The organism is Actinoplanes sp. KI2, assembly GCF_025630775.1.
In the GTDB taxonomy this organism is placed as follows: Bacteria; Actinomycetota; Actinomycetes; order Mycobacteriales; family Micromonosporaceae; genus Actinoplanes.
The window spans coordinates 142,077-167,143 of record NZ_JAOSZE010000008.1 but is presented as its reverse complement, the minus strand read 5'-3'; the positions used below and the strand labels follow the sequence as shown (position 1 = coordinate 167,143).

The following is a 25,067-nucleotide window of genomic DNA, read 5'->3' as shown; positions in this document are numbered from 1 at the left end:
CCCTCGTCAGGCGCTGACGCGCTCGGTCGGCTTCTCGTCGGTCGAGGCCGGAGCGTCGTCGCCCATCGAGATCGGCTTGCGCTTGCTGATGAAGACGGCCGCCACCACGATGGCAGCCGCCACCACGGCGATGGTCACCCGCAGCGGGGTGTTGGCGTCCTTGCCGATGCTCCAGCTCACGACGGCCGGCGCGATCAGCAGCGAGACCAGGTTCATCACCTTCAGCAGCGGGTTGATCGCCGGGCCCGCGGTGTCCTTGAACGGGTCACCCACGGTGTCGCCGATGACCGTCGCGGCGTGCGCGTCGGAGCCCTTGCCGCCGTACGAGCCGTCCTCGACCAGCTTCTTGGCGTTGTCCCAGGCGCCACCCGAGTTGGCCAGGAAGACCGCCATCAGCGTGCCGGCGCCGATCGCACCGGCCAGGTAGGACGCGAGCGCGCCGGGGCCGAGGCCGAAGCCGACCGCGATCGGGGCCATGATCGCCAGCAGGCCGGGGGTGAGCAGCTCGCGCTGCGCGTCCCGGGTGCAGATGTCGACGACCCGGCCGTACTCGGGCCGCTCGGTGCGGTCCATGATCCCGGGGTGCTCGCGGAACTGGCGGCGGACCTCCATCACGACCGCGCCGGCCGAGCGGGACACCGCGTTGATCGCCAGGCCGGAGAACAGGAACACGACCGCCGCGCCGACCAGCAGGCCGACCAGGCTGCGCGGGTTCGCGATGTTCAGCAGGCCGAGGATCTCGCCCGCGACGTCCTTGATGCCGGCGTCGGTCAGCGAGGTGGCCATGGTGTTCGTGTACGACCCGAACAGCGCGGTGGCGGCGAGCACGGCGGTGGCGATCGCGATGCCCTTGGTGATCGCCTTGGTGGTGTTGCCGACGGCGTCCAGCTCGGTGAGGATCTGGGCGCCCTTCTCGTCGATGTCGCCGGACATCTCGGCGATGCCCTGCGCGTTGTCCGAGATCGGGCCGAAGGTGTCCATGGCCACGATGACGCCGACCGTGGTGAGCAGGCCGGTGCCGGCCAGCGCCACGGCGAACAGCGACAGGGTCAGCGACGAGCCGCCGAGCAGGAACGCGCCGTACACGCCGGCGCCGATCAGCAGCGCCGAGTAGACCGCCGACTCGAGGCCGACGCTGATGCCGGCGAGCACCACGGTGGCCGGGCCGGTCTGCGACGACTTGCCGATGTCCTGCACCGGGCGCCGGTTGGTCTCGGTGAAGTACCCGGTCAGCGCCTGAATGGCGGCGGCCAGCACGATGCCGATCACGACCGCGCCGATCGCCACGAACCGCGGGTTGCGACCGCTGTCGACGATGCCCGCCGCGATCCCGGTGTCCTTGAAGCCGGCGAAGGAGTCCGGCAGGTAGATGAAGCTGACCACGGCGACGACGATCGCGGAGAGCACGGCCGAGATGTAGAACGCCCGGTTGATCGCGGTGAGGCCGTTCTTGTCGGACGGACGCAACCGGGTGATGAAGACGCCGACGATGGCGATCACGACGCCGATGGTCGAGACGATCAGCGGGAAGATCAGGCCGTCCTGGCCGAACGCGGCCTGACCCAGGATCAGGGCGGCGACCAGGGTCACCGCGTACGACTCGAACAGGTCGGCCGCCATGCCGGCGCAGTCGCCGACGTTGTCGCCGACGTTGTCCGCGATGGTCGCGGCGTTCCGCGGGTCGTCCTCGGGGATGCCCTGCTCCACCTTGCCGACCAGGTCGGCGCCGACGTCCGCGGCCTTGGTGAAGATGCCGCCGCCGACCCGCATGAACATCGCGAGCAGGGCGGCGCCGAAGCCGAAGCCCTCGAGCACGGTCGGTGCGTCGTTCTTGAAGATCAGCACGACCAGCGCGCCACCGAAGAGGCCGAGGCCCACGGTCAGGAAGCCGACCACACCACCGGTGCGGAAGGCGATGCCCATCGCGGTCTCGCGACCGCCCTCCTCACCGGCGGCCGCGGCCACCCGCAGGTTGGCGCGGGTCGCGAGCGCCATGCCCGCGCCGCCGATGAACGACGAGAAGATCGCGCCGACCACGAAGAACAGCGACCGGCCGATCTTGACCCATACCTCGTTGTCGGTGTCGTGCACCGGCAGCAGGTAGAGCAGGACGACCGCGAGCACCACGAAGATCGCCAGCGTGCGGAACTGGCGGAACAGGTACGCCGTCGCGCCTTCCTGCACGGCGCCGGCGATCTCCTGCATGTTCTTGGTGCCGCGGCCGGTCTTCAGCACGGACTGCACGAACATCGCCGCGAAGCCCAACGCGATCAGCGCGAAGACCAGCGCGACGATGACGAATATGACGTTCGAACTGTTCAGGGACACTCCGCCCGCGGCAGAAGTTATCAAGGTCCCGGACATCAATGTCCTCCTGTACACCGACCGCGCCCGAACCGGCGGACGAGACCACCCGGGCGCATCCCCGCTGCCGGGGAGACGACAACTGGGCCCCGCGGACGCGGGACCAGGAGCAGTAGCTGATAACTCGCGTACTGTATCGGCCGCCCGTGGTGATGGTCACACCCGGCTCGGCCGCGTCGTGGTGATGTTCGCCGCTGTGTCAGCGCGGCGGAAGAGGGGTACTCAAACTTTTTGGGATCTTTATCGGCTCACCGGCGCTGGACCGGCCACACCATCCGGACCTCGGTCCCCGGGCCGTCCTCGACCGGGCGAACCTGCAGGTCATCGACAAATCCGGCGAGCAAGGCGAAGCCTACTCCGGTGGTGAGCGCATCGTCGGTCAACGACTCGTCGGCGAGTTCGTCCGGCGGCAACTTGGCCAGCCCGACACTCGCCTCGATCGGGGCGTGATCGATGACTCGTACAGCATATGAGTCCGAATCAGACATTTCGACCGTCACCAGGTCGGGTAGCCCATACTGCTTGTGCAGCGCGACCGCTCGCGTGCACGCCTCGCCGATCGCCAGCCGGACCTCGTCGAGCAGTTCCTCGGCGACCCCCGCCCGCCGAGCCACGGCGACGCCGACCAGCCGTGCCGTCCGGACATGCACCGGCGCAGGCGAGAAGGACAGTCGAACCGTCGCCATCACGAAGCTGGACCGCTGCCGTCGCCGTCCGCGGTCGCCGCATCGATCGTCGGGTAGATCGGGAAAACCTGGTCCAGCGCGGTGATCCGGAAGATCTTCAGCAGCGGCTCCTTGGCGCACACCAGGCCGAACCTCCCGTTCGCCACGCGCAGCCGCTTCATCGCGCCGACCAGCACACCCAGGCCGGTGGAGTCCAGAAACTCGACGCCACCGAGGTCCACGACCACGTTGCGGGCGCCCGCGTCGACCAGCTCGACGAGGCGCTCGCGCAGCCTCGGAGCCGTGTAGACGTCGACCTCACCGCCCACCTCCAGCACCGTGTGCTCGGCGACGGTCCGAGTCGCAAGGGACAGCTCCATCGCTCCTCCTCCCTGCGGATCTCTCCCTGCGAATCTAACCACCGCCCGGGATGCCGCGATGCACGGCACCCACTCCGGGTACCCGTTTGAGGTTCGGACCATACCGGTGCCAAAGTGCATCGCGTGACCTCCACGGCCCATCGACCGCAGCTCGACTCCCCCTCGGTGACCCATATAGAGCGGTTGCCGGCCCGGCCGGGGACGACCGTGGATTGGCCTTCATGGGCCGATTCGTCCGTCGTGGCGGCCTTCCGGCAGCGCGGGATCGCCGCCCCGTGGGCCCATCAGGTCACCGCCGCATCGTTGGCCTTCGACGGTACGCACGTCGTGCTGGCGACCGGCACCGGATCGGGCAAGTCGCTCGGCTACCAGCTGCCGGTGCTCAGCCGGCTGCTCGCCGACCCCCGGGCGACGGCGCTCTACCTCGCCCCGGCCAAGGCGCTGGCGGCCGATCAGTTGCGCGCCGTCGCGGGTCTCGGACTTCCGGACGTACGCCCGGCCACATACGACGGTGACACCGCCCGGGAGGAGCGCGACTGGATCCGCCAGCACTCCCGGTTCGTTCTGACAAATCCAGACATGTTGCATCATGGGATGCTTCCGGGACACGAACGCTGGGCGTCGTTCCTTCGCCGGCTTGCGTACGTGGTGATCGACGAGTGCCACGCCTACCGCGGCGTGTTCGGCTCCCACGTGGCCCATGTGCTGCGTCGACTCCGCCGGCTCGCGGCCCGGTACGGCGGCGCCCCCACGTTCATCCTCGCCTCGGCCACCTCGGGTGATCCGGCCGAGACCGCGTCCCGGCTGGCCGGGGTGCCGGTGACCGCGGTGACCGAGGACGCGTCACCGCGCGGGGCGCTGACCTTCGCCCTCTGGGAGCCGCCGCTGCTCCCACCGGCCGCCGACGACCTGCCCGTCGTCTCGCGGGAACGGCGGTCTGCGCTGCGGGAGACGGCCGACCTGCTCACCGACGCGATCGTGGTCGGCACCCGGACGCTGGCGTTCATCCGGTCCCGGCGCGGAGCCGAGGTGGTGGCCGCGGTGACCCGGCGACAGCTCGACGAGGCGGTGCCCGGGCTGGGCGACCGGGTCGCGGCGTACCGGGCCGGCTATCTCAAGGAGGACCGCCGGGAGATCGAGCGGCAGCTACTCGCCGGCGAGCTGCTCGGACTGGCCTCGACGAACGCCCTCGAGCTGGGCGTCGACCTGGTCGGCCTGGACGCCGTGCTGATCTGCGGCTATCCCGGCACCCGGGCGTCGCTGTGGCAGCAGGCCGGTCGGGCCGGCCGGGCGGGCGAGCCGGCCCTGGCGGTGCTGGTCGCCCGGGACGATCCGCTCGACACCTACCTGGTGCACCACCCGTCGGCGCTGTTCGGCCGGCCGGTCGAGGCGACGGTGCTCGACCCGGGCAACCCGTACGTGCTCGGCCCGCAACTCTGCTGCGCGGCGTCCGAGGCCCCGCTCACCGCGGCCGACCTCGACCTGTTCGGCGGCGACCCGGCCCGCGCCGCGGTGCACGGGCTCGTCGAGGCCGGTGTGCTGCGCAAGCGACCTTCCGGCTGGTACTGGACGCACACCGGGCGGCCGGACGTCGACCTGCGCGGCACCGGCGGCGCGCCGGTCTCGGTGGTCGAGTCGGCCACCGGCCGGCTGCTCGGCACGGTCGACGCCGCGTCGTCGCACGCGATGCTGCACACCGGGGCGGTCCACCTGCATCAGGGCGTCTCGTTCGTGGTCGACGACCTCGACCTAGACGACGCGGTGGCGCTGGTCCACCAGGAGGAGCCGGACTGGTCGACGCACGCCCGGGACGTGACCGACCTGTCCGTCGTCAGCGTCCGCTCGTACGTGAACGCCGGCCCGGTCGGGCTGTTCCTCGGCGAGGTCGACGTGACCAACCAGGTGGTCTCCTACCAGCGCCGGCGGATCGGCTCGGGCGAGGTGATCGACACCCGGCCGCTCGACCTGCCACCGCGCGAGCTGCGCACGGTGGCGGTGTGGTTCACCGTGTCGCCACGAGCCCTGGAGGCGGCCGGGGTGGAGCCGCCGGACCTCCCGGGCGCCCTGCACGCGGCCGAGCACGCGGCGATCGGGTTGCTGCCGCTGATCGCCACCTGCGACCGATGGGACGTCGGCGGCCTGTCCACGGCCAACCACACGGACACCGAGGCACCCACGGTCTTCGTCTACGACGGCCACCCCGGCGGCGCGGGCTTCGCCGAACGGGCCTACGAGACGGCGGCCGAGTGGCTGCGCGCAACCCGAGCCGCGATCGCGGCGTGCGGGTGCGAGTCCGGATGCCCCTCCTGCGTCCAGTCCCCGAAGTGCGGCAACGGCAACAACCCCCTGCACAAACCGGGCGCCGTCGCCGTCCTCGACGCGGTGCTGGCCGCTCTCCCCACCGCCCCCGCCACCCAGCCGACAACCGCACCCACCCACTGAGCAACGTCGGTCAACCTCCCGCCACACCCGGTCGGACCACTCAGCGCCGCCCGCCCACGACTCACCTCACCGGGCCACTCAGCGCTGCCGACCTACCGCTACCCCGCCGGGCCGCTGATCGGGCCGGCCCGGGCGGTCGCGGTCGCGTGGCGCACCAAGCCGGGCAGTGGCCGGACCGCCACCTCTGCCCGCACGACGATCTCCAGGCCGTCGACCGTGCACGAGGTCAGTTCGGCACCGTTGGCCGTCGCGAAGCGGGCAGCCCGCGGGCAGGCAACCGCCTCGCCGTAGACCGCATCCGTCGCACCGGCCAGCGCGGCCAGGTCGGCAGCGTTCCGAGCCTGGTGCCGGGCCACCCGGGCGGTACCGATCGCCGCACCGCCGAGCCCCGCCATCACCAGAACCAGGCCAACCGCCAGCAACAGAATCGACGCCGCACCCCGATCCGGCCCGTCGCGCCTTTCCCAGTCACTGCGAGATCCCGCCATCACCCAACTCCGGCCATCGCCTGCTCCGGCCATCACCCGGCCACCTCGGGCTCGCGGGCCGCGACCGCCCGCCCCTCGACGGTGATCGCCGGGAGATGGCTGCCCAGCAACCGCACCGGAGCCCGCACGACGACCGTGACCGTCTCCGCGCCCCCGGCAACATCGACCTGCGCTCCGGGCGGCGCGACCCGGAGTGCCGCCGCGGATGCCGCCTCGCCCCGAGCGCCGGCCAACGCTCCTTCCCGCGCGGCGTCCACGCACTGCCCCTTCGCGGTCACCGCCGCGACCGCGGTTAGCCCGGCGAGGAGCAGCAGGATGAGCGCCGGCAGCCCGGCCGCGAACTCGGCGGTGAAGGCTCCCCGGTCCCGACCGGGCTGCCGGCGCCTGATCACTTCAGCGCTCGGTCGATGAGCGCCGTGAGGGCCGCGTTCACGTGATCACCACCGACGATCTTGATGAGGACGCCGGCGAGTATGGCCGCGGCAAGCGTGCCCACGGCGTACTCGACGGTGCTCATCCCGTCGTCGCCGGCCTCGGTTCGCAGACGGGCGAAGTTCGCGATCAGTTTGCGCACGTTGGTTCTCCTTCGTTGTGGTTGCCAGCGGCCGGACGGTGGGCCGCTGTCGGGTTCCGTGACTTCCCGGGTCACGGGGTCAGGGGTCACTGACTCGGGGAGCGGGCGCGGTCAGAACACATCGCCCAGCAGGCCGATCAGCACCGGGACCACGCCGACCAGCAGGAACGCCGGCAGAAAGCACAGGCCCAGCGGCAGCACGATCAGCACGCCGGCCCGCTGCGCGGCCGCCTCGACCGCGACGGCCCGGTCGGCGCGCAGGTCGTCGGCGAGCCGGCCAAGTGCCGCGGCCAGCGCACCCCCGCTCGCGCTGGACCGGACGGCCGCCGTGATCAGCCGGTCCGCGCCCTCGATCCCGGCCAGGTGTTGCCAGGCCTCGGCCGGTTCGGCGCCGAGTCGCAGCGAGCGGGCGGTCCGCAGCAGCCGCTCGCCGAGCGGCCCGCCCAGCGCGTCGGCCACCGCCGCGGCGGCCCGGTCGATCGGCGCACCCGCGCGGAGTGCCGCCGCGAGCAGGTCGGCCCCGAGCGGCAGATCGGCGAGGACCGCGAGCCGTTCCCGCCGCTGCGCCGCGGGCTCCTGCCGCGCCAGGTATCGCTCGACCGCCACCCCGGCGGCGAGCCCCACCGGCACACCCCACCAGGCCCAGATCAGCCCGGCGACGGCCGTTCCCGCGGCCAGCCCGATCCCCCACCGGCCCACCCCCGGCGCCTTGGCACCGGCCTGCTCGCGAGCGGGCAGGCCGATCCGGCGCAGCCGATCGAGTCGCCGCCGCGCACCACGCCGCCACACGATCGGCACGATCAGCAACACCGCCACGGCCAGCGCCACCACGGTCATGGCGTCATCGGCAACACCGCCGCCGGTCAGGGCCTCACGTGCAACAGCGCCACCGGTCATGGCGCCGCCTGCAATTCGGACACGGACTCGGAGTCGGACTCGGCCGCGGCCGCCGCGCAGACCAGCTCCGCGAACGAAGCTCCACCCGCCACCGGCGGATCCGGCGGCCGGCGACCCACCAGGGCGGCCAGGCAGCACGGCCGCACCGCGACCCGCACCGGCCCACCCGGGCTCAGCAGCGCATCCAGCGCACACCGCTCGATCACCGCGAACTCCCCGAGGCTGAGCGGGACGCACCCGCGGCGAGCCGTTCCCGCTCCACAGTGAGCCGATCCGCACCCGCCCTCCGTGGCTCAGCGGTCAGCACGGCCGGTGCCACCGTCCGCGGTTCCTGCTCCGCATCCGCGATGAGCCGTTCCGACCAGATCAGCCCGCCGCCCTGCAGCAGCACCGCCCCGATCGCGCACGCCCCACCCAGCGGCGTATGCAGCAGCACCGCCGCCGGATCGGCCCCGATCGCCAGCCCCAGCCCGATCCCGCCCACCGGCAGCCCGGCCAGCAGCAGCGCCGTCGCCTGTGCCCCCGCCGCCTGCGCCGAAGCCGACGCGGCCGACCGATCCGCGGCCCGCGCGTCCGCCTCGATCCGCTCCACCAGATCGGCCGCGGGCGCCCCGGTGCGCTCGGCCAGACGCCACACCGAGGCGGTCAGGCGCCCGATCCGGCCCGGCGCGAACTCCTCCCCCGATGGCGGCAGCCCGGCCCGCAGATCGGCCGCGAGCCCGGCCAGCTTGGCGATCGCCACCTGCCGCTCGGCCCGGGCCCGTCGCCGCGCCGAGCGCCGCAGCAGCGCCCGCCCAGCGAGCCCCGCGTAGACGGCCACCACCACGGCGAGCACCGGCCCGCCGACCACCAGCGCGAGCACCGCGGCCGTGCTAACGCCGAGCATCAGGACCCGCCGCGCCGACCGACCGATCATTTCCGCCAGACACATCAGCGCCACCCTCACGAGCCCGCCCCCACCGGCGGCTCGAGCACGGCCGGCACCGACACGCCCCGACCGGCCAGGAGCCGGGCCAAGGCCGTGGCGCCCGGCCCGGCCCCGCGCGTACGCCGCCAGGCCGGCACCACCGTCGCCAGCCGCTGCGCCCCGGATGGCAGCAGCACGCTCACCGATTCCAGCTGCCGGCCCCGCGCCGTCCGCCGCACCTGCAACACGACCTGCAGCGCCGCCACGACCTGGGCGTGCAGCGCCGCCCGGGGCAGACCGCCGAGCAGCCCGAGCGCCTCCAGCCGGGCCGGCACGTCGGCCGCCGTGTTGGCGTGCAGCGTCCCCGCGCCGCCGTCGTGCCCGGTGTTCAGCGCGCCCAGGAGATCGACGATCTCCGCACCGCGACACTCCCCGATCACCAGTCGGTCGGGTCGCATCCGCAGCGCCTGCCGGACGAGATCGGTCAGCCCGATCGCCCCCGCGCCCTCGACGTTGGCGGTCCGGGCCTGCAGCGCGACCACGTGCGGGTGCGTCGGCCGCAGTTCGGCCGCGTCCTCGACCAGCACGATCCGCTCGGTCGGCGGCACGAGCCCGAGCAGTGTGGACAGCAGCGTCGTCTTGCCGCTGCCCGTGCCCCCGGTCACCAGGTACGCCAGTCGGGCCCGCACGATCGCTACCAGCACCGGCGCCACCGTGCTCGCCACCGTCCCGTGCTCGATCAGATCCCCGAGCGTGAACGGCCGCTGCCGGAAGGTCCGCAGCGACAGGTACGGCCCATCGGTCCCGACCGGCGGCAGCACCGCGTGCAGCCGGGTGCCGTCGGGCAGGCGGGCATCCGCGTACGGCTGGCCGTCGTCGAGCCGCCGCCCGCACGCCGCCGCCAGCCGCTGGGCGAGACGGCGCACCTCCTCGCGGTCACGGAAGCCGACCGCCGCGCGCTCGAGCCCGTTGCCCCGGTCCACCCACACCTGAACGCCGTTCACCAGGACATCGGTCACCTCCGGCGCGGCGATCAGCGGCGCGAGCGGGCCCGCGCCGACCAGTTCGTCGTGCACCCGGTCGGCAAGCCGCAGCACGGCCGTGTCGCCGAGCGCGCCGGCCTCTCGTCGCACCGCGTGCCGGACCGTGGCCGGCGTCGCCTCCACCCCGCCGACCGCGAGCTGTTGCCGCACCGAGCTGGCGAGTCCCCCGTACCCGGTCATGCCGCAAGCTCCTCGATCAAATGGCGGCACAGCTTCGCGAACTGCCCCTTCCCGGTGGCGGCGGGTGGCCGCCCGTACTCCACCTGCCGGCACATCTCCGGATCGGGCTGCAGCAGGCCGGCCAGCGGCAGCCCGAGCGCGCGGGATATTTCCGCGGGCCGCAGCCGGCCGGGCGCCGGCCCGCGAACCACCAGCGCGAGGTCGTCCCGATGGACCCGGACCAGCCGCGCCATCCGGGACGCGCCCGCGGTGGCCCGCAACTCGGCCGGGACGACCAGCACGGCCCGGTCGGCGGCCTGCAGCGCGAGCACCGCCGCGTCGTCGAGATGCCGGGGCAGGTCCGCAATGATCACGTCGCGGCCGCTGCGGCCGGCATCGAGCGCCACCGCCATCGCCTCGCTGGGCACGTGCGTCGCGTCCTGGCGGGCGAACGACAGCAACACGAGATCGCCGCGCCGCGGCAGGGCACGCAGCAGAGCCGGCGCATCGACCCGGCCGCCGGCCCGGGCCAGCGCCGGCCAGCGCAGACCGTCCAGCCCCTCCCAGCCGAGCAGCAGGTCGAGCCCGCCGCCGAGCGGGTCGGCGTCGACCAGGAGGGTGCGGCGCCCGGTGCGCACGGCGGTGACCGCGAGCCCGCCGGCCAGCGTGCTCGCGCCCGCACCGCCGCAGCCACCGATCACGGCCAGCGTGCGGCCGGTGGCCGGCGGCGGCTCGGCGGACCGCTCGGCGAAGCGGTCGACCAGCCAGGCCTCGCTCGACGGCAGCAGGCAGACGTGCACCGGGCCGAGGCGCGCCACCACCTCCTCAACGCCCGGCGGCCAGGTGTGCCGGCCGACGATCAGGGTGCGCGGGTGGCGCGGCAACCGCGCCCGCAGGCAGGCCCCGACCTGGTCGGCGCCGAGCACGAGGAACGGCGCGTCGGGCAGTCGGGCGCGGGCGGCGGCCGGATCGGGCGCCACCTCGACCTCGGTGCCGCCGGCCGCGGCGAGGCGCAGCAGGTCGTCGAGCAGGTCCTGGTCGGCGGTCACGACAAGGGGCAGGCGCGGAGCGGACATCGGCTCTCCAACACGGCATCGGGCGGGTGAGGCGCCCACCGTCGCGGAGGTCGGTCGTGCCGTACAACGCCCATTCGCCGAGCTGTGGATAACTCTGCGCACTGTGGATAAAGGCCGTGCCGCAAATGGATCTGCTAAGGCATTGCCATTCGCAGTCGTAAACCCGACAGATAGGGAACGACCCCCGTCGGGGGAGACGGGGGTCGTCCGAGGATTCGGCTCCGGGGGGGTCGAGCCGAATCGGCTCGGTGATCGCGGGGGGCGCAACCACCGAGGGTCAGGTGATGGAAGCCGATCGTGAATCGTGCGACCACACAACATGAATCACGATCGCAACAGCACTAGCATGCCTCACGAAAGGCGCACGCGTCGAGTACCGATTGTGGCACGGTGCGAAGGTGCTTCCCGTCTGACGGTTTTCACAGCCAGTCACTGCCACCCCTTCGGCGCGCCGGGGACGGCGGCCGTCGCCCAGTTGCGGCTACACTTTCGGCCCGTGGGCCGCAGCGCCGCGTTTTTCGACCTCGACAAGACCGTCATCGCCAAGTCCAGCGCCCTGGCCTTCGGACGGCCGTTCTATCGTGACGGCCTGATCAGCCGACGGGACGTGGTCAAGTCTGCTTACGCACAGCTGATGTTTCGCCTCGGCGGTGGCGGCGACGAGCAGGCGATGGCCCGCACCCGCGACTACCTGGCCACGCTGACCAAGGGCTGGCGCGTCGAGCAGGTCCAGCAGATCATCGCCGAGACCCTGAACGAGCTGATCAACCCGTACGTCTACGCCGAGGCCGCCACCCTGATCAGCGAGCATCGGGCGGCCGGCCGCGACGTGGTCCTGGTGTCGGCGTCCGGCGAGGAGATGGTCCGCCCGATCGGCGCGCTGCTCGGCATCACCGACGTGATCGCCACCCGGATGAGCATCGTCGACGGTCGGTACAGCGGCGAGATCGAGTTCTACGCCGCCGGGCCCAACAAGGTCGTCGGCGTCCGCGAGCTCGCCGACCAGCGCGGCTACGACCTGGCCGACTGCTACGCCTACTCCGACTCGGCGAGCGATCTGCCGCTGCTGGAATCGGTCGGCCGCCCCAGCGCCGTCAACCCCGACCGAGCCCTCCGCCGGGCCGCGCTGGAAAACGCCTGGCCGATCCTCGAGTTCCGCAACCCCATCCCGCTCGGCAAGCGCCTTCGCGGCGGCCCAGCGGTCCCGGTGGCCGCGGCCCTCGGCGTCGGCGTGGGCGCCGCCATCGCCCTCTCGATCTACGCGCGCCACCGCCGCTCGCGAGCCGAGATCGAGGCTTCCTAGATTCCAAGCACTTTCCGGTACGAGGCGAGCCCCAGTCCCCGCCTTTCCAGCCCGGCTGAGTGCAACTCCGGCCCCTCGCGCGGCCGCCGGGCTGTCCCGGCGGGCCGGCATCGCCGACAGCTGCCCAAATCGGCCCGGTCTTGCGCCCGATGGTCACCCCGATCGGGCCGGCCTTGCGCGCCCGATGGCCACCGCGATCGGGCCGGTCTTGCGCGCCCGACGGCCACCGCGATCGGGCCGGTCTTGCGCGCCCGATGGGCACCCCGATCGGCCCGGCCTTTCGCCCGGCGGCGGCCCCGAATCGGCGTCGCGCGCCCGGCCGCCGGGTCGCTCGCGGCGTGCGCGGAACGTGCGGTTATCCATGCTTAGCGTGCTCGGCATGGTCAACACATGGCCAGTGAGCTGGGCGAATGGCTTTGGTCTGACTAATCTGAAACGCCAGGTTTGCCGCCCTGAAGCCCTGGCGATCAAGGGGCGAGCGGCGTAGAAAGAACTGGCGAGCAATGTTGCGGAGGGCCCAAAGAAACCGGGGATTTCTGGGGGTCGGGATACCCGATCTTTGGAGCGTCCGGGAGTGTGAGGGGCCAGTAGCAAAGCTCGCGCACGGCCACCGGGAACCCACGCGCGATCAGCCACGGCAGGCACGTTGCGGCGGGACCTCAGCCGAGAGGCTTCAGGACTGTCGACAACGACCCAGGTGCACGCTTGATAACCCGGTCCGGACGCGCTAAAGCCGGCGCCCCTAGCGGGACGCCGGCTCTTTTTTGCGCGCTAGCAGGACGCCCGCTCTTCCTTGCGGCCCTATGGGGATGCCCGGCTCGTCTGACGCCCACGCTGGACGCCCAGCACTCCCGCGCGCCAGCAGGACGCCCCAGCACTCCCGCCCGCCGGCAGGACGCCCCAGCACTCCCGCGCGCCAGCAGGACGCTCAGCGCTTCTGGCGCCCAGGCCGGACGCCCGGCTCCTCTTTGCGCCTGTCCCGATCGGGAGCGGTCGGCTATGCCGGCCCGCCGGGACAGCCCGGCGGCCGCGCGACGGGCCGGAGTTGCACTCAGCCGGGCTGGGCAGGCGGGGACTGGGCCTGCCTCGTACGGGAAAGGCCTTTGGCTCATCGGTTTTGGGAGGCCAGGTGGCGCGCCCGCAGCTCCTGGTAGACGGCGCGGAAGAGGGACGGCCGGGCGTGGAAGTCGATGCCCTTGGCCCACAGCTCCGTATTGACCAGGGAGCCGTCGCGGCGTTCGATCAGGACGGTCATGCCGGTCTCGATCTCCCACGGGCCCACGCGCTGGGTGGCCCGGTGCAGGCGGACGTGGGCGACCTCGCGCCAGGACATCGTGCGGGAGCGCAACAAGCCGTGGATGCGCAGGCCGGTGGCGCCCACGTAGGCGCCCATCCGGAGGATTCGGTGTGCGCCGATCACCCAGATGGCGGCCAGCGAGCAGGCGACCAGCTTGACGTCGTGGCCGGTGAGGTCGAACTGGCGGACCGTCACCCACGCCAGGAAGGCCAGCGCCGCGGCCTCCCAGGCGATGACCAGCCAGCGGCCGGGGCCGGGCGGGTACGGACGGGTCCAGGTTTCGTCCACAGCAGCGAGTATCCCAGCGTTCGCCTCAGCGAGACCGGCGCCGATAAAAGAATGGCCGATCAGACCGCGGCCAGTACCCCGTCGCCGATGGTGGTCAGCTCGTCGGCGGCCGCCGTCACCGCATTTGTGTAGTGCCGGAGCCAGGAGCGGACGCCGTCGGGGGTGCCGGTGGCGTAGGCACCGGACGAGCCGACGTATTCGGGCTCGCGGGCCAGGTGGCCGAGCTCGACCGCGATGAGGCCGCGTGGGTCGAGGCCGCGGTTGATCAGGGTGAGGCGGGCGGCGGCGCGGGCCACGACGCCGGACGGGCCGGCGAACGGGCGCAGGGTGAGCAGCTCGGCGTGGACGATCGCGGCCAGAAGTATCGGAGACGACGTGCCCTGGTCGTTGCTGACCAAGCCGGCGAGGGCGTCGATGCGGTCGGCGCCGCCGGTGAGCCGGCCCAGGTCGTCGGCGGGGACGACGCCGCGGGCCGCGAGCATGTGCAACTTGGCGAGCACCTGGCGCGGGGCGCGCGGCCAAAGGTCGACTAGCCCGCCCAGGCCCTCGGCGACCCGGAGCGCGCCCTGCACGACCGGGTCGGTGACGGTGCCGCCGCGCACCTCCTCGACGTCGTAGGCATGGCCCTCGAGGGCGGCGCTGGCCACCGCCGCGCGCAGGCCGGCCTCGGCCGCGACCTGGCCGCCGTGCCGGCGCAGCGCCCGGTGCCGCATGGCGGCGTCGACATGGTCGCGGGCCTCGGCCAGGGCGGGCGCGACGTCGGCAAGCTCGAGGAGCGGGGCGAGAGGATCCACCAGCACACCGTATCCGGTGAGAATCACGAAACATGGGATGCGCAAAGCGGCTCGCAACTGGCAAGATTCGCGCAGTACCAATCAGCAACCGGTCATCCAGCGCGCCCATCGCGCCATCGGGCGCGATCCGACTGGCAACTGTCGCCGGGCCATACCGGCGGAACTAGTGTGCAACGAAGAACCCAGCGCGAGCAGCGAAGAGGAGCCGCCCTCATGAGCGAGACTTTGGCGAACCTGTCATCGGAGACACGTCAGTTCCCGCCGCCGGAGCAGATCGCGGCGGACGCCAACGTCAAGGCCGACGCCTACGAGGTGGCCGCCGCCGACCGCCTCGCCTACTGGGCCGAACAGGCCGAGCGCCTCTCCTGGGCGAAGAAGTGGGACCAGGTTCTGGACTGGTCGAACCCGCCGTTCGCGAAGTGGTTCATCGGCGGCGAGCTGAACGTGGCGTACAACTGCGTCGACCGGCACGTCGAGGCCGGCCGCGGCGACAAGGTCGCCATCCACTGGGAGGGCGAGCCCGGCGACACCCGCACGATCACGTACGCGGATCTCCACAAGAGCGTCAGCCAGGCCGCCAACACGCTGACCGCCCTGGGCGTGGGTGCCGGCGACCGGGTGGCCATCTACCTGCCGATGATCCCGGAAGCCGCGGTCGCGATGCTGGCCTGCGCCCGGATCGGCGCGACGCACAGCGTGGTCTTCGGCGGCTTCTCGGTGGACGCGCTCTCCACCCGGATCAAGGACGCCGACGCGAAGCTGGTGATCACCGCGGACGGCGGCTACCGGCGGGGCAAGCCGTCGGCGCTCAAGCCGACCGTCGACGAGGCCGTCGCGCAGTGCCCGAGCATCGAGAACGTGCTGGTGGTCCGCCGCACCGGGCAGGAGGTCGCCTGGGGCGAGAAGGACCACTGGTGGCACGAGACCGTCGAGCAGGCCAGCCCGGAGCACCAGGCGCAGCCGTTCGACAGCGAGCACCCGCTGTTCATCCTCTACACCTCGGGCACGACCGGTAAGCCGAAGGGCATCCTGCACACCACGGGCGGCTACCTGACGCAGACCTCGTTCACCCACAACGCCGTCTTCGACCTCAAGCCGGAGACCGACGTCTACTGGTGCACGGCGGACATCGGCTGGGTGACCGGCCACTCGTACATCGTCTACGGCCCGCTCTCCAACGGCGCCACCCAGGTCATGTACGAGGGCACGCCGGACACCCCCGGACGCGACCGCTTCTGGCAGATCGTCGACAAGTACGGGGTGTCCATCCTGTACACCGCGCCCACCCTGATCCGCACGATGATGAAGTGGGGCGACGACATCCCGGCCGGTTACGACCTGTCGTCGCTGCGCATCCTGGGCAGCGTCGGCGAACCGATCAACCCGGAGGCCTGGATCTGGTACCGGAAGAACATCGGCCGCGACCGTACGCCGGTGGTCGACACCTGGTGGCAGACCGAGACCGGCGCGGTGATGATCTCGCCGCTGCCCGGCGTGACGGTGGCCAAGCCGGGCTCGGCGATGACCCCGCTGCCGGGCATCACCGCCGACGTGGTGGACGACATGGCCGAGTCGGTCCCGAACGGCGGCGGCGGCTTCCTGGTGCTGCGCGACCCGTGGCCGTCGATGCTGCGCACGATCTGGGGCGACGACAAGCGGTTCATCGACACGTACTGGTCGCGGTTCGGCGCGGGCGCCGGGCAGGGCGACAAGTGGGTCTACTTCGCCGGTGACGGCGCGAAGAAGGACGAGGACGGCGCGATCTGGCTGCTCGGCCGGGTCGACGACGTCATGCTGATCTCCGGTCACAACATCTCCACCACCGAGGTGGAGTCGGCGCTGGTCTCGCACCCGGCGGTGGCCGAGTCGGCGGTGGTGGGCGCGACCGACCCGACCACCGGCCAGGCGATCGTGGCGTTCGTGATTCCGCGCGGCAATGTGGACACGTCCGGCGACAAGGGCGAACAGCTCAACGTCGACCTGCGCAACCACGTGGCCAAGACGCTCGGCCCGATCGCCAAGCCGCGGCAGATCATGCTGGTCCCCGAGTTGCCGAAGACCCGGTCCGGCAAGATCATGCGGCGCCTGCTCAAGGACGTGGCCGAGCACCGCTCGCTCGGCGACGTGACCACCCTGCAGGACTCCGCGGTGATGGATCTGATCTCGTCCGGAATGAAGACGGCGAAATCGGAAGACTAGGTGGTCGGGGGCCGGCATCGCCGGCCCCCGACGTTATGGTTGTTCCATAGCACGTAACTGGTCCATATCAGTTTCCCAGCGCATCGCTGTTTTTACATACGTTTACCTTTAGCCCCGGACCCCGGGGCCGTTTTTCAGCCGGGCCGCACCCCTAGCGCCCGGTCGCATAAGCGGAGGTAAAGCGTGGTGCGCAAGGTAGTCGTAGGACTGCTCGGCGCCGCAATGGTCACCAGCGTCGGGGCCATGCTCCCGACGGTGGCCCAGGCGGCACCACCCGTCGACCCGGCCCCCTCGGCGGTTTCCCGAGGCGAGACCCAGGTTGACGATCTGCCCAGCCCACTCGAGGACAAGCGCCGCGCGCTGCGCGAGCAGGCCGTGTCGCAGGTGGTCAGCGGCAAGGCCAAGGCGGTCACTCGCAACGGCAGCCAGGTCGTCAAGGTCGGGCACACCAAGGGCGGGCCGGGCAGGAAAGGCAAGGACCAGTACGTCGAGCTGGCGAACCAGCGCACCGACCGGATCTTCGTGATCCTGGCCGAGTTCGGCAACGACCGGCACCCCAGCTACCCGGACGTCGACTCCGACCCGAACACGCCCGGCCCGACGACGTTCGAGGGACCACTCAACAACTCGATCCCGGCGCCGGACCGCACCAAGGACAACTCGACGATCTGGCAGTCGGACTACTCGGCCGACTACTACCGGAACCTGTACTTCGGGGTCGGCAAGAACACCGAGTCCGTCAAGAAGTACTTCGAGTCCCAGTCGTCCGGTCGGTACAGCGTCGACGGTGAGGTCACCGACTGGGTCAAGGTGCAGTACAACGAGGCCCGCTACGGCCGGGACGTCTGCGGCAGCCACGTCTGCACCAACGTCTGGGCGCTCGTGCGGGACGCCGCCAACCAGTGGGTCGCCGACCAGCTGGCGGCCGGCAAGACCCTCGCCGAGGTGACCGCCGACCTCAAGACGTTCGACCAGTACGACCGGTACGACTACGACGGCGACGGCAACTTCAACGAGCCGGACGGCTACATCGACCACTTCCAGATCGTGCACGCCGGCGGCGACCAGGCCGACGGTGACCCGCAGCAGGGCGAGGACGCGATCTGGAGCCACCGGTGGTACGCGTACTCGACCGGTCAGGGCACCACGGGCCCGGCGGGCAACCTGCTCGGCGGCACGCAGGTCGGCAACACCGGCGTCTGGATCGGCGACTACACCATCCAGCCCGAGAACGGCGGCCTGAGCGTCTTCGTGCACGAGTACACCCACGACCTCGGCCTGCCGGACGACTACGACACCAGCGGCGGGGGCGACAACAACAACGAGTATTGGACGCTGATGGCGCAGAGCCGCCTCGGCGCGGCCGGTGACCAGGCGATCGGCACCCACCCCGGTGACCTCGGCGCCTGGAACAAGCTCCAGCTCGGCTGGCTCAACTACGCCTCGGTCAAGGCCGGCGAGAAGAAGGTCGTCCAGCTCGGCCCCGAGGAGTACAACACCAAGAAGCCGCAGGCGGTGGTGGTGACGCTGCCCGACAAGGCGGTCACGACGGACCTCGGTCAGCCGTTCGCCGGCACGAAGCAGTTCTTCTCGGGCAACGCCGACGGCCTGAACACCGCACTGACCCACGACGTTGACCTGACCGGCAAGACCAGCGGCAGCGTCACGCTCAAGGGCCGGTACAACATCGAGCAGGACTACGACTACCTGTACTTCGAGGTCTCCGCCGACGGCGGGGCGACCTGGGCGCCGCAGAACGGCACCGTCAACGGCAGCCCGCTGCCGGTAGACTCGAGCAACGTGCCGGCGCTGACCGGCAGCTCGGCCGGGGCCTGGGCGGACATCTCGATCCCGCTGAACGCGTTCGCCGGTAAGGCGGTCAAGTTCCGGCTGCACTACATCACCGACGGTGGCGTCTCCGCGGGCGGCTTCTTCGGTGACGAGCTCACGATCACGGCGGACGGCGCCACGGTGCTGGCCGACGGGGCCGAGGGCAGCACGACGTGGGCGCTCGACGGCTGGTCCATCGTCGGCTCGAGCGTCACCAACGAGTTCCCGGGCTACTACATCGCCGGCAACCGCAGCTACACGTCGTACGACAAGTACCTGGCGACCGGCCCGTACAACTTCGGCTGGGTCTCCACGAAGCCCGACTGGGTGGAGCATTACAACTACCAGACCGGTCTGCTGATCTCGTACTGGGACACCTCGCAGGCCGACAACAACACCAACGAGCACCCGGGTGCGGGCCGCAACCTCTACGTCGACTCCCACCCGAAGCCGTTCAACAACGTCAACGGCGTTCCGTTCCGGTCCCGGATCCAGGTGTACGACGCTCCGTTCAGCCTGTACCCGACCGACGGCATGCTGCTGCACGTCGACGGCAAGGCCTCGCCGGTGTGGCCGCAGTTCCCGAGCCCGCTGTTCAACGACAAGAGCAAGTACTACTACGACGAACTGCCGAACCAGGGCGTCAAGCTGCCCGCGGTCGGTGTCAAGATCGGAGTGCTGAGCCAGAACGGCACCTCGATGACGGTCGCGGTCTCCTGACCCACACCTTCACGGCGCCCGGGGAGTTCACTCCCCGGGCGCCGTCGTTTCCGGAACCTGCGGGGCTCGCGCCGCGTCATACTCGGCACGACTCGCTTCGCTCGGAAGGACAAAACCACCATGAGGTACGCCGCGCCGGCCGCCCTCGCCGCGATGCTGGTCGTCCTCGTGGCGGGGTGTGGCGGCCCGCAACACGTCAGCCCCGCTGACGGTGTCGTGTCCGCCCCCACGGCCTCGTCCCCCGCCGACGTGACGTCACCCTCGCCTTCCGCTTCGCGGACGCCTGAGTCGCTTCCCACGAGCCGCCGCCCGAGCGGGCCACCCAGCGAGCCCACCGACAACGACAAGACCGCCGGCTGGATCGTCGGCACGATCACGGCCGGCGGCACCGGCCCCTGCTACGGCCTGGTCACCGACGAGGGCGTCGCGTATGCGCTGCACTCCACCGCCGGCATCCGGCTGGACAAGGGCACCCGAGTCCGGATCAAGGGCACGCCTGCCAAGATCCGCATCAACTGCGGCCCCGGCCGGCTCCTCGAAGTGACCGCCGCCGAGCCGCTACGCTGACCGCCGCCGAGCCGCTACGCTGACCGCCGCCGAGCCGGAGATGACCGGCGGCCCGGTCCCGTTCGATCGAACCGCATAGGCTGGATGCATGGTTGACGAGTCGTGTGTCCTGGTGGAGGGCCCCTGGACGCACCGTTTCGTCGGCGCGAACGGCAGCCGGTTCCACGTCGTCGAGGCCGGCGCCGGCCCGCTCGTGCTGTTCCTGCACGGCTTTCCCGAGTTCTGGTGGGCTTGGCACGACATCATGACCCGGGTGGCCGACGCCGGTTTCCGGGCCGTCGCGATCGACCTGCGGGGCTACGGCGCCAGCGACAAGCCGCCGCGCGGCTACGACGGCTACACGATGGCCGCCGACGTGACCGGCCTGATCCGGGCACTCGGCGAGCGCTCCGCGATGATTGTCGGGGCCGGTGCCGGCGGCATGATCGGCTGGGCCGCCGCCGCCTTCCACCCCAAGCTGGTCAGCCGCCTGGTGGTGCTGGGCGCCGCTCACCCGCTCCGGCTGCGCGCCGCGCTCTTCGCCGACCCGCGCGGCCAGTTGGCCGCCTCGTCGAACGTGCTGCGCTTCCAGGTTCCGCGCTACGAGCACGTGCTCACCCGGGACGACGCGGCGCTGGTCGGCGAGTTCATGGCCCGCTGGTCCGGCCCGCAGTGGACGAAGACGCCGCAGTTCGACGACTACGTGGCCCGCTGCCGGGAGGCGATGCAGATCCCGCAGGCGGCCTTCTGCGCGCTGGAGGCGTACCGCTGGGTGGCGCGCAGCGCGCTTCGCTTGCAGGGCTACCGGTTCGTCAAGCTGATGCAGCACCCGCTGATCACGCCGACGCTGCAACTGCACGGGGCGCTCGACACCGCCACCCTGCCGCGAACGGCACAGGGCTCCGGCCGGTACGTCATCGCCCCCTACGAGTGGCGCCTTGTGCCCGATGCCGGCCACTTCCTGCACCAGGAGGCGCCGGACTTCGTGACCGGCGAGGTGCTGCGCTGGCTCAAGACCTCGTAACTGCGGACGACGACACGGCTCGCCCGCCCTCGAGGAGCTGGCGCCGCTGCTCGACGCGGTGCTTCCGGTGCGCGGTCAGATCCGCTGCTCGTGCAGGTCGCGGACCTCGTACGCCGGGGCCCACGCCTGGTAGACGCCGAAGTCGAACTCCTCGAGCCCCAGCTGGCGGGCGACCGGGGCGCGGCCGCCGGTGTACTCGACCCGTAGCCAGTTGTCCGCCTCGCCCAGCACGAGGAACGGTGCGCCTCGCCAGGTGCACGCGGTGCGGATGTAGACCAGTTCGTCGTACTCCTCGGGGGTCAGCACCCGCACGTAGCGGCCGGGCTTGACCTCCTCGAAGCCGTCGGCCGGCTGGGTCGTGTAGATCCGCACGTCGTCCCCGTCGGGAACCGCCTCGAACTCGTGTCCCTGCCAGGTCACCACGTAGCCGTCGCGAATCACTGCTCACCCACCCGGCGCCACTGCGGAACATCGTTGTCGAAGATCGCGATCATGTGCTCGGCGCCGTCGGCGTCGATCCGCCACAACTGTGCACCGTGCGGCAGCCGGACGCTGTCCACCTTGAACTCGGCGATCACGTCGCGGCCCTCGCCCGGGGCGAAGCCGTTGCCGCGGAACGGTGCCCGCTCGATCACCCAGCCGTCCATCGCCTTGAGCGCCTGCTCGTTCTGCCCGCCGTAGGGAATGCGGTACAGGCTGGGGCGGTAGGCCGGCCAGCGCAGCACGTACGCCTCCTTGGCCTCCGCGCCGTAGGTGAGGCCCAGCGCGGCAAAGAGCTCGGCCGGGGTGCGCAGGTGCTCCACCTCGGTGGCCCGGTGCACGAAACCGGCCACCCGGTCGTAGCCGCGCTCGAGGTAGAAGTCGACGTGCTCGGGCGGCACGGTCTTCTGCATCACCGTGGCGTGCTGGGCGTCGTCGTTGGCCGGGGCGGGCGCGGGCACCGGCTCCCGCGGCTCGTCCTGCTCGGCCGAGTCGGCGCCGAGACCGGCGTCGGCGGCCCAACTGGCCAGCGCGATGACCTGCGGGCCGGGGTACTTGGCGCCGATCGGTCCGCCCGGGTTGACCGCGAACGACCAGGCCGGGTCGGGCCAGTTCCGGATCAGCTCGTAGAACCGGACGCTCACCGTACGGGTCGGCTCGGCGTAGTGCTCGGCCAGGCGATCCTTGCTGGTGAAGACGACCAGGAAGGTCTCGCCGTCCATCTCCTCGGTGCGGAACGCGAAGCCGGACTCGCCGGGAGCGCTGCCGGGGCGGGAGTGGTGCGCGACCGGCACCAGCACGTTGGCCAGCAGCAGCGTGGAGAGGAACTGGTCGGTGTTGTGGCCTTCGGCGGCTAGGTACAGCTCGTTCTCGACCTCGTTGGCCGGGACGAACTGCTCGCCCGCGGGCGTCGAGGCCGCCGGGTGCGGTGGCGGCGGGCCGACCGGGTGCGACGGCGGCATCGCGGCACCGCCGCGCACCTCGAGCGGAGGCGGCTGCGGGGCGCCCAGCCGGGCCGGGCGGTCGCTGCCGGGTGCGCCGGGGATGACCGGCGGGGCGAGGCCCGGGCGGGGCGAGGCGGCCTGCGCCGCGGCGGTGGCGGCCCGCTCGGCCGGGGTCTTGAAGGCCGGGAACGAGGTCATCGGTGCCGGCTCGGTCGTCGAAGCGGCCTGCCGGCGCGGCAGCGGCGTGCCGAACCCGGGTGCCGGCGCCGGCCCGGCCGGCGGCGGCGTGCCGAACCCGGGTGCCGGCGGGGGCGTCGAGCGCTGTGTGGCCGCGGCGGCCTGCGGCGAGCCCGGGCCCTGCGGGAAGCCGCCGCGAGCCGGGTCGTCGGCCGACGGGCCGGCGGGGCTGTGGGGCAGCTCGGGCCGGGCCGAGGACGGCACCGGCGCGTTCCAGCGCGGGTCCATCGGCGGCTCGACGGCCGGCTGGTCGGCGAGATGCTCGGGAACCGGCGGAGTGTTCGCCATCGGGGTGCGCACCGGCAGCGGGCCATTCGGGTCCTGCAGCGGGCCGCGCGGGTCGTCGCCGGACCAGCCGCCGGGGGCCGACCCCGGAGGCACGGTCGGCGGCCGGTACGCGGACGGCACAGGCGCCGGCGCGGAAGCGGGCTCGGCGGAGGCGGGCCCGGACGCCGGCGCACGGGACGGCAGGCCGCTGGGCAGCACGCCGCCCGGGGACCGGATGGGCAGGCCGCCGGGGCCGATCTGCGGCTTCTCGGCCGGCGCGGCGGCGGGCGCCGCGGCCGGCGGGGTTTGGACGCCGGTCTGGGCTGCTTGCGGGCGGGCGCCCAGGGGCTGTGCCGCCTCGGGCTTCTCGTCGGCGGCCGGGAACTGCGGCATGCGGGTTGCGGCGGCGGCCTGGGCATACCCGGGCGGGCCGGCCATCGGCGACGAGAGCGCCGCGGGCGAGGGCGCGCCCACCGGCGGCGCGCTGATCGGCTGCGGATAGCCAGCGGCGGCCGCGGCGGGGACCGCCATCGGGTGCTGCGGGTAGCCGGCCGGCGGCGCGCTCGGCGGGAGTGCGTTCGGCGGAGGCGCGCTCATCGGCTGAGGCTGACCCGAGCCCGGCGGGGGCCCGCTCACCGGCCGCTGGGCGGACGCTTCCTGCTGGACGGCGGCCTCGTTGGCGGCGACGGCTGCGGAGTGCAGATCCTGAATGCGACCGGGGGTGGCCGTCTTGTCGCGGCCGGGGCCGCGGGTGGGCAGCCGCAGATCGCCGCGGGAGAGCTGGGCGACGAACCAGGCCGGCAGATAGCCCTCGATCGGCAGGCCGGGGTTGACCGCCAGCCACCACTCGAGGTTGGGCCAGGTGTTGGCCAACTCCGCGTACGGCACGCGGCGCGCCGAGCCGGTGTAGTCGGCCAGGCATGCCTGCAACGCCGCCGTGGACGTGAAGGCCAGGACGTGGGTGCGCCCCCCGGTGCTCCACGTGCCCCAGCCGAGCGGCGCGAGCCCCTGCAGGGCATCGGCCGACACCGGCAAGAGCAGGTCAACACCGGAGAGAATGCGGAAGTACGATTCCTGGTCGTCCGTGCGCAACGCATCCCGCATCGCGACCTCGGCGTCCGTAGCCGGTTCCCACTCGGACACGTCCACCTCTCCCCACCCAGCGACGAGGCCATCTCAACGCGTACAACCTACAAGGTAAGGCGGCGATGACAATGGGCGGCTTGGGCAGACCGACAAGTCATGTCCTGGGCGACCCAGGTTTATCACCGACGGACCTATTTTGGTCGCTGGACGCGATCAGTCAATAACTGATCGTAGCCGAAACGGCAATGTGGCCACTACGCGATTGGGGGACATCAAACGTGCAAGAACGGACAAAACCGAAACGGTCGGCGTCAGCCTTGACGGCTGGGCCGACCGTTTCGCCCGCCGGCGACGCGCTCACTGGAAGCGCTGCGTCGCCTGCTTCTCGGTGCTGATGTAGTCCTGCGTCGACTGGTCGACGGCACCCTTGATGTTCTGCAGGATCTGGGCCAGGTCGTGCGACGAGGCACGCCACTTGGCCTGGCGAGCGGCGTACGCCTGCTGCGCCTCGCCCTGCCAGGTCTCCACCAGGGGCTTGGCCATGCGCTCGAGGTCCTCGAGCTGGTGCTGCATCGTGCTCACGGCCTTCTGAATGTCGGCGCTCGCCTGCTGCAGAGCACCGAAGTTGACGAGAAGCAGCCCGTCGTTACCCATCGTTCTAACCCTCCTCGTCCGGTTTCAGAGCGGCAGGCTGAAGCCGCCACCGCTGTTGGCGACCTTGCTCGCGGCCTCGGTGTCGGTGCTGTCGTAGTGGTGCCCGGACGCGCGAATCGACGCGGCAGTCTCGGACAGGGCGTGGTTGAGCTTGTTGAGGTCAGCGGCGTACTGCTGCTTGACCTGCTCGAACGCCTGGGCGCCAAGGCCCTTCCAGGTGCTCTCGAGCGTCGAGAGCTCGCTCATCAGCTGCTTGAGCATCGTCTGCAGCTGATGGTTGACCTCGTCGAACTTGTTGGCGGTACTCGCCATCACCGAAGATTGAGCCTGTGTGCTGGCCACCCCGGTCGTCACCCCGCTTCCTCGATCGTGTTTCGCCGAAGCGCCGGAATCCCTCATGGAC

At 71.8% G+C, this 25,067-nt stretch carries 23 protein-coding genes; 6 read left to right on the top strand and 17 right to left on the bottom strand.

Annotated features, from left to right (window positions below):
• Positions 1-6: 6 nt before the first annotated feature.
• From ODJ79_RS10560 to ODJ79_RS10550, 3 genes are all read right to left on the bottom strand, one after another.
• Positions 7-2,364, bottom strand: coding sequence for a sodium-translocating pyrophosphatase (locus ODJ79_RS10560; RefSeq protein WP_263023170.1), 2,358 nt, complete (start codon positions 2,362-2,364; stop codon positions 7-9).
• A gap of 248 nt (positions 2,365-2,612) precedes the next feature.
• Positions 2,613-3,053 carry an ATP-binding protein gene (locus ODJ79_RS10555; protein WP_263023169.1) on the bottom strand — a complete coding sequence of 147 codons (441 nt, stop codon included), beginning with the start codon at positions 3,051-3,053 and terminating at the stop codon, positions 2,613-2,615.
• On the bottom strand, positions 3,050-3,409 hold the full coding sequence (locus tag ODJ79_RS10550; protein WP_263023168.1) for an STAS domain-containing protein: 360 nt from the start codon (positions 3,407-3,409) through the stop codon (positions 3,050-3,052). Before ODJ79_RS10550 ends, ODJ79_RS10555 begins: the two co-directional genes overlap by 4 nt.
• Positions 3,410-3,532: 123 nt before the next feature.
• Here ODJ79_RS10550 and ODJ79_RS10545 point away from each other — a divergent pair, with 123 nt between their 5' ends.
• On the top strand, positions 3,533-5,851 hold the full coding sequence (locus ODJ79_RS10545; protein WP_263023167.1) for a DEAD/DEAH box helicase: 2,319 nt from the start codon (positions 3,533-3,535) through the stop codon (positions 5,849-5,851).
• Positions 5,852-5,949: 98 nt separating this feature from the next.
• Here the strand turns inward: ODJ79_RS10545 and ODJ79_RS10540 are convergent, their stop codons facing one another.
• The 8 genes from ODJ79_RS10540 to ssd form a co-directional block, all read right to left on the bottom strand.
• The gene (locus ODJ79_RS10540) at positions 5,950-6,339 is read right to left on the bottom strand and encodes an Rv3654c family TadE-like protein (protein WP_263023166.1); all 390 of its coding nucleotides are present in this window, start codon (positions 6,337-6,339) and stop codon (positions 5,950-5,952) included.
• A 32-nt stretch (positions 6,340-6,371) separates the two neighbouring features.
• Positions 6,372-6,728 (bottom strand): TadE family type IV pilus minor pilin, encoded by a 357-nt coding sequence (locus ODJ79_RS10535; protein WP_411267296.1) that lies wholly within the window; start codon positions 6,726-6,728, stop codon positions 6,372-6,374.
• Positions 6,728-6,856, bottom strand: coding sequence for a DUF4244 domain-containing protein (locus tag ODJ79_RS10530; RefSeq protein WP_411267295.1), 129 nt, complete (start codon positions 6,854-6,856; stop codon positions 6,728-6,730). Before ODJ79_RS10530 ends, ODJ79_RS10535 begins: the two co-directional genes overlap by 1 nt.
• Positions 6,857-7,024: 168 nt before the next feature.
• Positions 7,025-7,750 carry a type II secretion system F family protein gene (locus ODJ79_RS10525; protein ID WP_263023163.1) on the bottom strand — a complete coding sequence of 242 codons (726 nt, stop codon included), beginning with the start codon at positions 7,748-7,750 and terminating at the stop codon, positions 7,025-7,027.
• A 56-nt stretch (positions 7,751-7,806) separates the two neighbouring features.
• Complete coding sequence (locus ODJ79_RS10520; RefSeq protein WP_263023162.1) at positions 7,807-8,016, bottom strand: hypothetical protein; 210 nt, start codon at positions 8,014-8,016, stop codon at positions 7,807-7,809.
• The gene (locus tag ODJ79_RS10515; RefSeq protein ID WP_263023161.1) at positions 8,013-8,741 is read right to left on the bottom strand and encodes a hypothetical protein; all 729 of its coding nucleotides are present in this window, start codon (positions 8,739-8,741) and stop codon (positions 8,013-8,015) included. The genes ODJ79_RS10520 and ODJ79_RS10515 overlap by 4 nt, the downstream gene beginning before the upstream one ends.
• An 11-nt stretch (positions 8,742-8,752) precedes the next feature.
• Positions 8,753-9,940 carry a TadA family conjugal transfer-associated ATPase gene (locus ODJ79_RS10510; RefSeq protein ID WP_263023160.1) on the bottom strand — a complete coding sequence of 396 codons (1,188 nt, stop codon included), beginning with the start codon at positions 9,938-9,940 and terminating at the stop codon, positions 8,753-8,755.
• The gene (ssd, locus tag ODJ79_RS10505; RefSeq protein WP_263023159.1) at positions 9,937-10,995 is read right to left on the bottom strand and encodes a septum site-determining protein Ssd; all 1,059 of its coding nucleotides are present in this window, start codon (positions 10,993-10,995) and stop codon (positions 9,937-9,939) included. Before ssd ends, ODJ79_RS10510 begins: the two co-directional genes overlap by 4 nt.
• Before the next feature lie 496 nt (positions 10,996-11,491).
• Between ssd and ODJ79_RS10500 the strand changes: the two genes are divergently transcribed.
• A complete protein-coding gene (locus tag ODJ79_RS10500) occupies positions 11,492-12,298 on the top strand; it encodes an HAD family hydrolase (RefSeq protein WP_263023158.1) in 807 nt (268 codons plus the stop codon).
• A 1,108-nt stretch (positions 12,299-13,406) separates the two neighbouring features.
• Here ODJ79_RS10500 and ODJ79_RS10495 read toward each other — a convergent pair.
• Both ODJ79_RS10495 and ODJ79_RS10490 read right to left on the bottom strand, forming a co-directional pair.
• Entirely contained in the window at positions 13,407-13,883 is a 477-nt protein-coding gene (locus ODJ79_RS10495) for a PH domain-containing protein (protein WP_263023157.1), read from the bottom strand.
• A gap of 59 nt (positions 13,884-13,942) precedes the next feature.
• Positions 13,943-14,683, bottom strand: coding sequence for an oxidoreductase (locus ODJ79_RS10490; RefSeq protein ID WP_263023253.1), 741 nt, complete (start codon positions 14,681-14,683; stop codon positions 13,943-13,945).
• 207 nt (positions 14,684-14,890) lie between these two features.
• Here ODJ79_RS10490 and acs point away from each other — a divergent pair, with 207 nt between their 5' ends.
• The 4 genes from acs to ODJ79_RS10470 all read left to right on the top strand — a co-directional run bounded on the left by acs (position 14,891) and on the right by ODJ79_RS10470 (position 20,996).
• Complete coding sequence (gene acs, locus ODJ79_RS10485) at positions 14,891-16,876, top strand: acetate--CoA ligase (RefSeq protein ID WP_263023156.1); 1,986 nt, start codon at positions 14,891-14,893, stop codon at positions 16,874-16,876.
• Between the two features lie 222 nt (positions 16,877-17,098).
• Positions 17,099-19,426 (top strand): immune inhibitor A, encoded by a 2,328-nt coding sequence (locus tag ODJ79_RS10480; RefSeq protein ID WP_263023252.1) that lies wholly within the window; start codon positions 17,099-17,101, stop codon positions 19,424-19,426.
• Positions 19,427-19,546: 120 nt separating this feature from the next.
• Positions 19,547-19,993: a hypothetical protein gene (locus ODJ79_RS10475; protein WP_263023155.1), complete on the top strand. Its 447-nt coding sequence runs from the start codon at positions 19,547-19,549 to the stop codon at positions 19,991-19,993.
• 88 nt (positions 19,994-20,081) lie between these two features.
• On the top strand, positions 20,082-20,996 hold the full coding sequence (locus ODJ79_RS10470) for an alpha/beta fold hydrolase (protein ID WP_263023154.1): 915 nt from the start codon (positions 20,082-20,084) through the stop codon (positions 20,994-20,996).
• A 75-nt stretch (positions 20,997-21,071) separates the two neighbouring features.
• Here the strand turns inward: ODJ79_RS10470 and ODJ79_RS10465 are convergent, their stop codons facing one another.
• The 4 genes from ODJ79_RS10465 to ODJ79_RS10450 all read right to left on the bottom strand — a co-directional run bounded on the left by ODJ79_RS10465 (position 21,072) and on the right by ODJ79_RS10450 (position 25,063).
• Positions 21,072-21,437: a hypothetical protein gene (locus ODJ79_RS10465; RefSeq protein ID WP_263023153.1), complete on the bottom strand. Its 366-nt coding sequence runs from the start codon at positions 21,435-21,437 to the stop codon at positions 21,072-21,074.
• Positions 21,434-24,067: an SseB family protein gene (locus ODJ79_RS10460; RefSeq protein ID WP_263023152.1), complete on the bottom strand. Its 2,634-nt coding sequence runs from the start codon at positions 24,065-24,067 to the stop codon at positions 21,434-21,436. Before ODJ79_RS10460 ends, ODJ79_RS10465 begins: the two co-directional genes overlap by 4 nt.
• Positions 24,068-24,367: 300 nt before the next feature.
• Positions 24,368-24,664 (bottom strand): WXG100 family type VII secretion target, encoded by a 297-nt coding sequence (locus tag ODJ79_RS10455; protein WP_263023151.1) that lies wholly within the window; start codon positions 24,662-24,664, stop codon positions 24,368-24,370.
• A 24-nt stretch (positions 24,665-24,688) separates the two neighbouring features.
• Entirely contained in the window at positions 24,689-25,063 is a 375-nt protein-coding gene (locus ODJ79_RS10450) for a WXG100 family type VII secretion target (protein ID WP_317620651.1), read from the bottom strand.
• Between the last annotated feature and the right edge of the window lie 4 nt (positions 25,064-25,067).